Origin of the sequence: Paracrocinitomix mangrovi (genome assembly GCF_019740355.2) — a bacterium.
GTDB classification, from domain to species: Bacteria; Bacteroidota; Bacteroidia; order Flavobacteriales_D; family Crocinitomicaceae; genus Paracrocinitomix; species Paracrocinitomix mangrovi.
This window is the reverse complement of the sequence record NZ_CP091819.1, coordinates 3,704,645-3,718,167: the sequence shown is the minus strand read 5'-3', so window position 1 is coordinate 3,718,167 and position 13,523 is coordinate 3,704,645. Positions and strand designations below refer to the sequence as shown.

Annotated in this window: 10 protein-coding genes; 7 read left to right on the top strand and 3 right to left on the bottom strand. The window is 35.1% G+C overall.

Annotated elements, in window-relative coordinates; translation table 11 throughout:
- Positions 1–63: 63 nt before the first annotated feature.
- The 5 genes from K6119_RS16585 to K6119_RS16565 all read left to right on the top strand — a co-directional run bounded on the left by K6119_RS16585 (position 64) and on the right by K6119_RS16565 (position 5,858).
- Positions 64–777, top strand: coding sequence for a hypothetical protein (locus K6119_RS16585; RefSeq protein WP_221833475.1), 714 nt, complete (start codon positions 64–66; stop codon positions 775–777).
- A gap of 161 nt (positions 778–938) precedes the next feature.
- Positions 939–2,036 (top strand): tetratricopeptide repeat protein, encoded by a 1,098-nt coding sequence (locus K6119_RS16580; protein WP_221833474.1) that lies wholly within the window; start codon positions 939–941, stop codon positions 2,034–2,036.
- 17 nt (positions 2,037–2,053) lie between these two features.
- Positions 2,054–4,120: an OmpA family protein gene (locus K6119_RS16575; protein WP_221833473.1), complete on the top strand. Its 2,067-nt coding sequence runs from the start codon at positions 2,054–2,056 to the stop codon at positions 4,118–4,120.
- Between the two features lie 82 nt (positions 4,121–4,202).
- Positions 4,203–5,375: an OmpA family protein gene (locus K6119_RS16570; protein ID WP_221833472.1), complete on the top strand. Its 1,173-nt coding sequence runs from the start codon at positions 4,203–4,205 to the stop codon at positions 5,373–5,375.
- An 18-nt stretch (positions 5,376–5,393) separates the two neighbouring features.
- Positions 5,394–5,858: a hypothetical protein gene (locus K6119_RS16565; RefSeq protein WP_221833471.1), complete on the top strand. Its 465-nt coding sequence runs from the start codon at positions 5,394–5,396 to the stop codon at positions 5,856–5,858.
- Here K6119_RS16565 and K6119_RS16560 read toward each other — a convergent pair.
- From K6119_RS16560 to K6119_RS16550, 3 genes are all read right to left on the bottom strand, one after another.
- Positions 5,855–6,568, bottom strand: coding sequence for a DUF3108 domain-containing protein (locus tag K6119_RS16560; RefSeq protein WP_221833470.1), 714 nt, complete (start codon positions 6,566–6,568; stop codon positions 5,855–5,857). The two genes, K6119_RS16565 and K6119_RS16560, sit on opposite strands and share 4 nt — an antisense overlap.
- A gap of 71 nt (positions 6,569–6,639) precedes the next feature.
- On the bottom strand, positions 6,640–8,820 hold the full coding sequence (locus K6119_RS16555; RefSeq protein WP_221833469.1) for a 7TM diverse intracellular signaling domain-containing protein: 2,181 nt from the start codon (positions 8,818–8,820) through the stop codon (positions 6,640–6,642).
- Positions 8,821–8,846: 26 nt separating this feature from the next.
- Positions 8,847–10,967, bottom strand: coding sequence for a S9 family peptidase (locus K6119_RS16550; protein ID WP_221833467.1), 2,121 nt, complete (start codon positions 10,965–10,967; stop codon positions 8,847–8,849).
- A gap of 257 nt (positions 10,968–11,224) precedes the next feature.
- Between K6119_RS16550 and K6119_RS16545 the strand changes: the two genes are divergently transcribed.
- Both K6119_RS16545 and K6119_RS16540 read left to right on the top strand, forming a co-directional pair.
- Positions 11,225–13,240: an alpha-ketoacid dehydrogenase subunit alpha/beta gene (locus tag K6119_RS16545; protein ID WP_237828174.1), complete on the top strand. Its 2,016-nt coding sequence runs from the start codon at positions 11,225–11,227 to the stop codon at positions 13,238–13,240.
- A 1-nt stretch (position 13,241) separates the two neighbouring features.
- Positions 13,242–13,481 carry a hypothetical protein gene (locus K6119_RS16540; protein ID WP_221833462.1) on the top strand — a complete coding sequence of 80 codons (240 nt, stop codon included), beginning with the start codon at positions 13,242–13,244 and terminating at the stop codon, positions 13,479–13,481.
- Positions 13,482–13,523 lie beyond the last annotated feature (42 nt).

The following is a 13,523-nucleotide window of genomic DNA, read 5'->3' as shown; positions in this document are numbered from 1 at the left end:
TATCTATTTTAAGGTTACTTCGGTTATCTTCAAACATTAAGAATTGATTTAAAAATTTCTTCAATGAGATATTTCATTTCAATAGTAACCATATTTCTAATGGGTCACACCTTGTACTCACAAAGGAGTTATAAGTTTGAATTTGGTATACATTCTGCTCACAGTTATTCTTATAGACATTTAACTTACCAACAAGATACTTCCGGCATATATGAAACAATTGTATCTAATAGAGACAGTATGGAAAATGCTGCTTTCAGAAATGAAATTGGTATTGACTTTACTTATTTTTTTTGCAATAAGTTTGGTCTCAGTTCAGCTATTAATTACAGAATGTTAGGCTACACATTCCAAGGAACTTTTATTTCTGCAGTACCATCAGGACAAATGCAAGTATTGGAATTCAAACAAAAAGAATTTCATCACTTTATTGAAATCCCTCTTATGATTACTTATCAAAGTAGTTTTCCCAGTGACTCTAGACGGTTTGGAATAGAACTGAATGCAGGTATTTCTAATAATTTATACTTAAACTCTACAAATTACTTATCAACCAATCCATCTTCAATTTTTGAGGGCAAGGATAAAACATCCATATTTGATCGTTATTTTTTAGGGCTTAACTTTAATCCTAATTTTCAATTTTATCTGCTTCATGCAAGAAATGCGCATTTCGAAATTGGTCCAGAATTCAAAATGGGCATAACAACTGCCATTGATGCACCGATTAGAGAATACCTATATACAATTGGATTAAAAATTGGACTTTCAACGTAACATGTTTTTTTGTTTGGCACGATTTTCTCAATGAGCTAGAACTAGTTAACCGGGAACATGTCGTAGTTATCAACAATTGTTAATAACTCAAATCATTGATAATCCTTGATTTTTAAGGAAATTCAATTATTTTCATGCTCCATTCTAAAAATTAAATCGTTGTGAAAAGAATACTGTTTACCCTTGCAGCTTCTTTCCTGTGTTTATCAACTTTTGCTCAAATTGAGGATGAGTTGACACCGGAAGAGAAAGCTTATAGAGACTCGATCGCTAACTTAAACGAAACTAATGCAGCAATCGAAAAATCCCAAAAAGCATATAATGCCGGGATTGAATTGTTCAACCAAAAAAAGTACGAAGGAGCAATCAACAAATTCTCTGAATCTATTTCAGCAGATCCAAATTTTACACCAGCTTATTACAATAAGGCCATTGCAGAAAACAAAGCTTTAAAGTTTAAAGAAGCGGTAAAAACAATGGATGTTTTATTGCAAAAAAAGCCTGGATACGCAAAAGGGTACTTCCAAAGAGGCTGGGCTTATCAAGGAATGAAAGAGTATTTAAGCGCGGAGAAAGATTATTTAAAATCTATTGAATTAGATCCTAAAAACCCGCTTGCTTATTACAACTTTGGGACATTGAAATTCATGCAAAAAGATTACGAATCGGCTATTGAGCAGTTTACAAAAGTGATTGAATTGCGTCCGGAAGATGCATATGCATACAATGATCGTGGTTCATGCTACAGAATGTTAGAAAAATATGCTCAAGCAGTAAAAGACTACGAAGAAGCTGCTAGAAAAAATGCAAACCTTGCTTTTGTTTTAAATAATATAGGTACTACCAAAACAAGAATGAAGCTTTATGATGAAGCACTTAAAGCTTTCAATAGAGCATTGTCGGTAGATGCTAAATTCTATTTAGCATACAACAACCGTGGGGTTACTGAAATGCAAATGGAGAGATATTCAGATGCAGTTAATGATTTTACAAAAGCAATTGAGATCAACAGTTCATATGCACCTGCATACAGCAACCGTTCTGGAGCTTACTTCAAAAATGGAGAGTATGAAAAAGCTAAAAAAGATGCAGACAAAGCAATCTCATTAGACAAAAATTTAGCAGATGCTTATGTAAATAGAGCAAATGCAAAAGAAATGTTACGTGACATGGAAGGGGCATGCGAAGATTGGCACAAGGCTAGAGAATTAGGTTCTGAACTAGCTAAAAATTATCATTCAACTAATTGTTCAAACTAATATAAACTGAAAGAAACATGAAAAATTTAATTGCAATATCATTAATAGCTTTTGGTTTTACAGTTTTTGGACAAGATGTAGAATGGAAAGCAAAGAATTTTGAAGACAAAGACGGTTTTAAAACGGCCTTTGAAGCATATGAAAAAGGGAAAGAAAGTTGGGAATTAGGAAATCAAGAGGTTTTCGCTACCAAAGATCCTGAGTTACATTACTGGAAGGCATTGGAGCAATTTGAAAAAGCATTCAAATTCAATCCTAAAAGTGCTGAGTTAAACTTTATGATGGGGGTTTGTTACGCACACTCTAGTTACAAAGTTAAATGCACAAAATACTTTGAAACTGCTTACGAATTGAACCCTGAAGTTCATCACTTCATGAACTACTATATGGGATTTGCGAGACAGTTAGAGTACAAATTTGACGAAGCTTTAAAATTTTATCAAAAATTTGAAAATGAATATAAAAAAGCAGACAGATTCGGCAAATTCGTAAAACAGCGTTATAAAGAATGTCAATCAGGAAAAACACTGCACGCAAGCCCTGTTAGAGCTTGGGTTGATCAGGTTCCTGAAGTAAGTACTGAATACAACGATTATGCACCTTCTATTACAATGGATGGAAGTGAAATGGTACTTACATCTGACAGACCTAATAGTCACAGCCCTAATGAAGTGGGTAAATATGATGATGATATCTACACTTCTACTTTTGAAAATGGAAAATGGAGTACTCCAAAACCTATCAAAGGAAATAAAATCAATACAGAGAAAGATGATATCTCAAATAACTTCTCGTACAATGGAACTAAGTTATTGTTGAATCAAATTACACCAGCAGGTCACTTTGATATTTACGAATCTTTTCAAAAAGGAGATGAGTGGACAGAGCCTGTATCTTTTTCAAGAAATATCAACTTGAAATCAGATGATATTTATGCAGCATATAACTTCAATGACAAATTGATTTATTATTCAAAATCATCTGAAAACAATGGTTACGAAATCATGGTTTCAGGAGTTGTAAATGTTAGAACCAGAGAGTGGGGATTACCAAATAGAGAAATGGCAACTAGTACAACTTTCAATGACGGACCAGTTTATCTTCACCCTGATGGTAAAACAATGTACTTTGCCTCTGAAGGGCATAATAGTATGGGAGGATACGACATTTTTATGTCTACAAAAGAGAAAAGTGGATACTGGTCAAAACCAGTAAACATGGGATATCCAATTAATACTCCTTATGATGATTTCTTTTTTGCTGCAACTGCAAATGGAAAATTTGCCTATATCGCTTCAAACAGAGAAGGTGGTGAAGGCGGATTTGATATCTACAAAGTTACTTTCTGGGGTCCTGAAAAAGAACCTGCTCTTGCTACACAGGATTATTTATTGGCTTCAGTAGCCAAGCCTATTCAAGATCCTGAATTAGCATCTGAAGTAAAAGTAACTACATCTGCAAACCTTACAGTATTTAAAGGTAAAACGGTAGATGCATTAACCAAAAAACCGGTTGAAGCTGTTATTGAAATCATCAACAACCAAACTGGTGAATCAGTTGAAAATTTTACAACTAACTCTGCCAGTGGAAAATTCCTTTTATCATTGAATTCAGGTGCCAACTACGGAATTGCGGTTAAGGCTGACGGATACCTTTTCCATTCAGAAAACTTTGACATTCCAGAAGGATCTGCGTACAACCTTGTAAACAAAACAATTGAGTTGAAGAACATTAAAGTGGGATCAAAAATCGCACTTAGAAATGTGTTCTTTGATACGGGAAAATCAAACTTAAGACCTGAATCCAATGCTGAGTTGGACAGATTGGTTAAACTACTTAAAGATGTTCCATCTCTTAAAATTGAATTATCAGGACACACTGATAATACAGGTTCAGCACAGGGAAATATTACCTTATCTCAAGACAGAGCAGATGCGGTAATGGCTTACCTTGTTGGAAAAGGAATCAACAAAAGTAGATTAACTGCTAAAGGATATGGTTCAGACAAACCTGTTGCAACCAATGATTCTGCAGAGGGACGTCAATTAAACAGACGTACTGAATTTGAGATTACAGCGAACTAATCCAATTCATAATATCACTATAAACCCGGTCTAATACAGATCGGGTTTTTTTGTATCTTTCTTTGCTTAATTGAACCCTAAAATGCGTTACTATTTTTTGCTATTTATTTTACTAGGTAAAACTGTTTTAGCACAGCAAGATGTTGAGACAGGAACTTATACTGGTGAACTTACGCAAAACGGTAAGCAAAAATTCTACTTTGAAATCAGACTCGACACGATTGAATCTAATGGGATAGCTAAAGGCACAACATTCATCAAAGAAACACAGTCTGGCAACTTTGGAACCATCACTTTCCTGGGAACTTATAAAGATGGCCAACTCAATTTTCAAGAGAAAGAAATTTTAAAAGAAGACAAAAGCAAGGATGGTTACTTTCCCTCAAACAATTTTTATTGGTGCATTAAAAAATGTCAATTAACGCTAAACAAGGAGGACAAAGCTTATAAGTTAATAGGCACTTGGACAGCTGGAGGCAATTGTGGTGGAGGAAAAATCAATGTATCCAAGGCGATTTCTGAAAAAGACAATTGTGACAAAATTACTACTGCAGACTTTTTACTTGGCGCATGGACAGGTAAGTTTAAACAACACGCCTGTAATGTTAATGCCACTTACCCAATGGTAGTTTGGATACAAGAAGTAAATGGATTAAAATTCAAGGGAATGTTCATTTGGACAGACATGCAGTATGCAGAGGACAGCAGATCAACATTAGAAGGCGAAATAAAAAACGGGCAGGTGTACTTTTATGAAAATGAAATAATAAGCGGAAGTGGTTTGGTTTTAAATGGCATCTACAAATCTAAAATCATTAATTGTGATCAGCTGGACGGTTATTGGTACATGGAGAAAATAGGTAATCAATGCAATGATCCTCAAGTATTGAAAAACGGAGGTGATTACAATCTTGATCATTACGTAATCCCTACTATATATTTTAATCATAACAGTTCAGAATTATCAGCTGAATCAAAAAACAAGCTGGATAAATTTGGACAATTTTTAAAAGACTTCCCTTCTCTTAAATTTGAGATAAAAGGTCATACTGATAATAGCATGAGCAATGCCAGAAATTTGATTTTGTCAAATGAACGGGCCCAAATTGTTATCAACTATTTAGTTTCAAAAGGAATTTCCTCTAACCGATTTAAGCACAGCTATTTTGGTTCTTTATCTCCGGCTGTAGAGAATAAAAATGAGTCAAATATGGCACTCAATCGCCGAACTGAAATCATAGTTATACGAAAATAAATAAGTATATTGTAATCCATGAAAGTGACCCTTACCCTTGCAGTTACCATCATACTTTTATCCTGCAGTAAGCATGACAATTCTTATAACAGCTATTACGACAAATTAATAGGTGACTGGTCATTTGTAGCAGTTGAAAACAATACCTATTACACCTGTCCTAACAAAGTAGATACTTCATACATTTCTGAAGCCAATGGAATTAGAAGAATGAAATTTGAAAAAAGGTATTGGTTAAGAGCATATTATAACGGAGAAGAAACCAGCAAATCAAAAACCGATTTTATAAATGTTGATGGGGATATTAATCACTTTACATTTTACATTGAAAGTGAAGAATATACAGGGAATTTCGAATATAAAAATGACACCATTAGAAGTGAAGAAGAACTCACCTATTCTGATGATGAATTCTGCTTCACCGGTAATAATGAATACGGAACCATATCTGTTTATACCAGACAGGTGTACGTTAGAATTTAACTTCCTTCAGTAAACTTAAGGAGCTTTCTAGTTGAACTTAATTCACCTTTTTTATCGTAGAATTCAGACTGAACCATTCCTACTTTAGGAGAATACCACTCTTTGGTTGAACTTTCTGTTTTCATCATTCCCATATCAGTTTTACTGTCATAAGAAATAAGTAAACATTTAAAAGTTCCTGCCTTTGTTGTGATTTCTTCTTCTTTCACTACTTTTCTGTTAGTTACATCTACTCTCATAGACATAATTTGCATCCCATTGGTAGATACTTTCATTGTGACCCATGAATCAGGCAAGGCGTCACCAACTTTCAACTCTTTTGGAAAAGACATTTCAGATTGCTCCATCACAATATCCATGTCTTTCATTCCATCTCTGGTTTCTTGTGGAATTAAATGATCAACGCTCATCTTTAACTGCCCATCTTCACAGGTATACTCAAAGTCTCTTTCAAAGTGATCTTTTTCTTTTTTCTTTGCACCGTCATGCTCCCCTTTTAACTTGTAAATTATTTTTTCACCTTCTGCGATTATATCCAAAACAGTCGTTTTGTCTGTACCCTCCAGCTCTCCTTTTTTATCAAAATTTTCATATTCCCATGACGTTCCTTTCTTTAACGGAAAATAAGGACTACAGTCATTTTGAACTTGATAGGTAAAAGAGGTAATTAAAATAAATACGGCAACAATGGCCAGAATTCTTGTTTTCATTTTAGATTGATTTTGTTCAAAGTTATAAGGTGAAGTTATTAAGAATAGTGATAACTATCAAGCAATCAATATTAAACCACTCTAAATCCCATTACCAGCACATCATCTATTTGCTCAAAATCACTTCTCCAACGCTCGTATTCTTGTTGAAGTTTTTCCTTTTGAACATCCGCACTTTCATTGGCGATTGACAACAAGAATTTTTTAAAGTTTTTGTACTTGTACTTTTTGCCATCAGGACCTCCGAATTGGTCTGCATAACCGTCTGAGAAAATATAGATCATATCTCCTTTCTGTACATTAATTGCATGATAATTAAATGGCTTTAACTCTTCTCCTATATAAGCACCAATTGGATGTGAATCTCCTTTAATTTCTTTCAAAAATAAATTTGAATCTTCTGCTTTAAGCGGATTTTTATTTTCAGGATCAGGTTTGAAATCTTCGTCCTCTCCAACAACTTCTCTTACGATATAAACAGGATTCTTTGCCCCGGCAAAATAAAGTTGACTTCCTTTTTTATCATATGCCACAAGCGCAATGTCCATCCCATCTCGCACCTTTTCCTTATTGCCTTTATTTTGTCTTAAAGAATTAACAACTCCTTCATTCAAAAAATTAAGCGCAGCCGCCACATCATTAACTTTAGCTTCTGTTAAACTGGCAGTTAAGTAATTGTTTCCAACAATACTCATAAAAGCACCCGGCACTCCATGTCCAGTACAATCAACAGCAGCAGCAATTACCAATTCAGTTTCACTAGTAGATGTCGTAGTTTTTTCTACAAAGTAAAAATCTCCACTTACTACATCTTTTGGTGTATATAACACAAAGGACTCTGGCAATAAATTCTTTACATGCTGATCAGATGGTAAAATGGCTTCTTGAATTCGCTTTGCATAATGAATACTACTCAAAATCTCTTCATTACTAGTTGCTAATTCTTCTTTTTGTCTTTCTATTTCAGCCGTACGATCTTTTACTTGTTTTTCCAGTTTGATATTGATGTCATCCATCAATTCATTCTTCTCTTGTAATTGCTTTAATGATTCTTTTTGAGCTTCTTCTTTCTCTTCCTGTAATCTACGGTATTTATTACTCATAGATAAACTCAAAATTGTCACCTCCAAGGCTGAGCTAATTTTCAATGCATTCTGTGCTATTACTGCATCTCCAACTATGTTGAAATTTCCCAAAATGAATACAATTGCTCCCAAGATCAATATGATAAATGCAATGGCAAAAGAAATGTCTACTTTCTCTTTTCTGTAAATCAACCTGAAAATCACAAACACACTTGCAATCATACTTAAAAGAGAAATCCCGTTAATTACCGGAAATCCAATTTCATATGTTTTTCCCGGAATCAATGACATCAATGTAACGGCTGCAACTACCACCTGCAATCCACGTAACACCTTGTTCATTCTAGGATCTTTCTCAGCCAGGTTTAAAAAGCTTATCACATAATTGAAAAGTGAAAAAACAGTGACTCCTGCAATCAAAAGAATAAAGTGATTTGCCATGTATCCACCGGAAGGAAATAGGTATCGATAAGCATACCCATCCAATCCTAACTGCAAAAAAGCCTGTGTTGCTACATAAATTATGTAAAACAGAAAAGTTCTATCGCGTAAAATCAAGAAGAAAAAGAAGTAAATCACAGTGATGAGATACATCATTCCATAGTAGAATCCGTGACCATACTGCTGAGTCGCATCTCTTTCAAAATAGCTCATTTTATCCTGGATTTTTACTGGCAAAGTAATTACCTCGCCATCACTTACCATTCGCACATAATAGTGCTTAGTTTGGGTTGGATAAATGGTTATTGGAAACAGATTCAAATTATGAGGAACAACCCTATTTTCATAAGGCAAATCGTCACCGGAAACAAAAGCATTCTCAACATTTTCTCCCCTTACTTCATAAAACTCAACTTTGTTTGTGATTGGACGAGCAGTTTCTAAAATAAAATAGGAAAACGAACTGTTGTTGGTTACACTGAACTTCATCCACCATGATGAAGTGGTAAAATCCAAATTTGGAATATCATTAGAAGGACTACTAAATGAAGAATCAGGCAAATTTTGGACATCTGCTAATTCATATTGATGCTCTTGATCCTCAATCAATAAAACATCTTTAGCAAATGAATTTCCAAGATTTTCATCTGTCAATGTAATTACACCTTTTTGACCAAAAGTATAAGTACTTAGAAAAAGAGATACCCAAAGTAGTATTTTTCCCATACTACTAAAGATAACAATAAACTACTCTATTTGTTGTTTTCAATGACGTAAGTAAGAACTTTCTCCATTAGGTGTACTCTATCTTTACCTCTAACATTGTGTTTATGCATTGGATATGGAAAAAAATCAACCTGTACTCCTTCTTCAACAAAGGCTTTTACCAAAGCTAAATTATGTTGCATCACAACAACATCATCTACAGTACCATGAATCAACAATAATTTCCCTTTCAAGTTTTTAACGTATTCCATCAACCTGTTTTCTTTATAACCCTCTTCGTTTTCTTCAGGACGATCCATGTATCTTTCGCCGTACATCACCTCATAATATTGCCAATCCGTTACAGGTCCTCCTGCTACTCCTACATTAAATACTCCTGCTTGTCTTAACATCAAAGAAGTAGTCATAAAACCACCAAAACTCCATCCATGAACTGCCAATCTATTGGCATCAACATAAGGAAGAGATTTTAAATATTCTACTCCTTTCAACTGATCTTCCATTTCTGCAGTTCCCAAATTTCTATGGATTACACTTTCAAATGCGTACCCTCTGTTAGCTGAACCTCTTCCGTCAACAGTATACACTATGTATCCTTGATTTGCCATCCAGTGCATCCATAAACTTGCTCCCCCTAACCACGAATCAGTCACTAATTGAGCATGAGGACCTCCATACACGTATACCAAAACAGGGTATTTTTTATTGGCATCAAAATCAGCCGGTTTTATCATTCTGTAATACAAATCAGTTTTATCATCTCCACCTTTAATTGTTCCATATTCAGAAATACCTAGTTTGGTCTCTTTATAAGGATTAGCTGCATTCAATACTTCTTTTAACTCTTTACCGGTATTGTCTCTAACAGTTTCAATGTTTGGTGTCTCTCTGTTTTCCATGGTTACATACATGTACTTACAGTCTGAACTAAAAACAGCTGAATGAGTTCCTCCTTTTGTCAAAGTTTTTTGCTCACCAGAATTAATATCAACTGAAAAATAGTTGGTCTCTAATGGGCTTTCACCTGTCCCTTGATAATAAACTACATTGCCGTTGTGTCCAACAACACCTTGTGCTACCCATTTATTGTTTGTCAATTGCTTAACTAAATTCCCTTCTGCATCATACAGGTATAAATTCATGAACCCATCTCTTTCAGAAATCCATACGAACTGATTGTCATTCACAAAATATACAGGATGCTCAGGCTCAACCCATTCTTTGGCTTTCTCTTCAAACAATGTTTTTACAAACTCACCTGTTTCTGCACTGTACTTTTGCAATTTCATGTGATCCTGTCCTCTATTCAACTCAGCTATGTACACAAATTTGTCATTTGGTCCCCATCCAACATTTGTTAGGTAATCATCTGCATTTCCTTTAGGTTTGATGTACACTGTTTTACCGTTTTCAACATTGTATATTCCAACTGCAGATTTTTCTGAACTTGTTCCGGCCATTGGATACTTAATTGAGTTTAAGCTTCCAGTTCTTGTTGTAATATCTAACAATGGATAATCTGCTACTTCTGATTCATCTTTTTGATAAAAAGCCAGATATTTTCCAGAATTAGACCAAAATATTCCGTTGGTAATTCCAAACTCACTTCTCGCAATTGCTTGCCCTGAAACAATAGACTTGTCAAGATTTGTTACTTGTAATTGTTCATTTTTGGGAGTTTGAACATATAGATTATTGTCAATTGTATAAGCGATATGATCGTTACCACTGCACAAGGTTCCGTTTTCAGCTCCCTCAGGAAGAACACCCAATTCTTTAGATGTTTTCAAAGCAGGATTAATCAAGTAATATTTGGATCCACTTGCAGTGTAAAAACTATTTCCATTTTTCCACTCTAAAACATTCACATATCTGAAAGTCTCATTAGTTAAATCTTTCAAAGTGGCAGTTGAAATTAAATCAGAAACTGTTTTCTTTTTAGCATCACTCATCTTTAACGTTTGATAATCTGCAGACAGATAAGTATAATTCTTTGTATTAGGTATCCAATTTACCATTGGAGTATGCGCAGGATAATACCTTCTGTACTGATTCATAACAGCATCTTCAAGGGTCAAATCAGCCTGTGCAATTGAAGCAATACTTACAAATCCAATAAGTGCAGTAAAAAGTAGTTTAAAATTCATGTGAATATTTTTTGTGACAATATATAGATTGCCCTAAATTAAGAAATAGCTGCTTTGGTTTGAAAATTACTTGACAAAAGGTTTGATGAGGGGATAAAGTCACGATTTCTTCCTTTTAAATTCGTATATTTGTGAGCCCAAGAGAAATCTGAAACATGGCAGAAACAGCTACAAAAAAGAACAGTGTGTCCACTAAAAAATCTTCAAAATCAAAAGTTAAAACACCTAAATCAGTTATTGAAGAAGGGTTAAAATTGATGTGTACGGCCAAAACCATGGCTGAAAAGTATGAGGAGAATGCGAAAGTAACATCCAAATATGTACATGCTACTTCAAGAGGACACGAAGCCATTCAATTGGCAGTTGGAATGCAACTGAAACCACAAGATTGGGTTGCTCCATATTACAGAGATGACAGTATTTTGCTTGGAATCGGAATGGAGCCTTATGAAGTGATGTTGCAAGTTTTTGCTAAAAAAGATGATCCATTCTCTGGAGGAAGAACTTATTACAGTCACCCAAGTTTGAACAGGGATGACATGCCAAAAATACCTCACCAGTCTTCGGCAACCGGAATGCAAGCCATTCCAACTACCGGAGTTGCAATGGGGATTCAATATAAAGAGATTACAGGAATTGATGAAGATTATGGAGATGAAAAACCGGTAGTGGTTTGCTCATTAGGTGACGCATCATGCACTGAAGGGGAAGTTTCAGAAGCCTTTCAAATGGCTGCTTTAAAGCAATTCCCAATTCTTTATCTAGTACAGGACAATGAGTGGGATATTTCTGCAAATGCGAAAGAAACACGTGCGCAGGATATTACTCATTACATGAAAGGTTTTAAAGGGATTGAAGTTAGAACCATTGACGGTAGTGACTTTGACGAAGCTTACCAAACTGTAAAAGAGGTAATAGATACTATTAGAAAAGAAAGACGTCCATTTTTAATTCACGCTAAAGTTCCTTTGCTAGGACACCATACTTCAGGAGTAAGAAAAGAATGGTATCGTGATGATTTAGACGAGCATGCGTTGAGAGATCCTTATCCAAAAATGACAAAACTTGCACAAGATGCAGGTATTGCAAAAAAGGATATTACTCAGATTGAGAAAGATATTAGAGCGTTTATTGACGAAGAATTTGAAAAGGCAATGAACGCCGAAGAGCCGGATCCGAAAAGTATCCAGGATTTCTACTTCGCTCCTACTCCAATCACTGAAGAAAAAGGAGAAAGAGAACCAGCAGGTAAAAAACCAACTGTAATGGTAGATTCTGCGCTATTCGGAATTAGAGAGATAATGGAAAAACACCCTGAAGCCCTGTTATATGGACAGGATGTTGGAGGAAGATTAGGAGGAGTTTTCCGTGAAGCAGCAACTTTGGCGCAACAATTTGGAGACGCAAGAGTTTTTAATACACCAATTCAAGAAGCTTTTATTATTGGTTCTACCGTTGGTATGTCTGCTGTTGGATTAAAACCAATTGTAGAAGTTCAGTTTGCCGATTACATTTGGCCGGGATTGAATCAGTTATTTACTGAGGTAAGCAGATCATACTACCTTTCTAACGGTAAATGGCCGGTTAGTTCAATTGTTAGAGTACCTATTGGGGCTTATGGCTCAGGTGGTCCTTATCACTCTTCATCTGTAGAGTCTGTAGTAACCAATATAAGAGGAATTAAAGTTGCATATCCAAGTACTGGTGCAGATTTAAAAGGATTGATGAAAGCCGCTTTCTATGATCCAAATCCTGTTGTAATGCTAGAGCACAAAGGTCTTTACTGGTCTAAAATTAAAGGAACAGAAAAGGCTATGACCATAGAGCCTGATGAAGACTATGTGGTTCCCTTTGGAAAAGCACGCATAGTTCAGGAAGCTGATAATGATAAAATCAATGCAGGAGAAAGTGTAACTGTAATAACCTACGGTAGAGGTGTTTATTGGACATTAGAAGCTGCTGAACAATTCCCAGGACAAGTTGAAATTATTGACTTGAGAACTTTAAGTCCGTGGGATGAGGAAACTGTTTACAAATCAGTAAGAAAACATAATAAAGTGGTTTTGGTTACTGAAGAATCTAGGGAAGCGAGCTTCACATTAGGAGTTGCCGGTAAAATTCAGAAAAACTGTTTTGAAAGTCTTGATGCTCCTATTGAAATTATAGGATCTGTTGATACACCTGCTATTCCGTTGAATTCAATTTTGGAAGCTGAATTGCTAACAAATGCAGACAAAGTAGCTGAGGGATTAAAAAATACCCTAAATTACTAATATGAAAACAAAATTCTTAGCGGGTTTAATTGCAACCCTTGTAGCATTAGTATTCGTTGTTGGTATCTCTGTATTTCTTGCATTAGTCTTGGAAATTGACGCATCTAAAAACTGGTTTACCTATACAGCTGCCTTTTTAACTATTGCTGTGTGGACCGGAATGTACAGTTGGCTAAAACCCAAAGAGCAATCTGAGAGTCAGGAACAAGACAACGACCTACCTCCGGCCAGAGAAGTTTAATTTTTTCTTTTATTTAAAACACTGTTTATCAATTACCTCGAT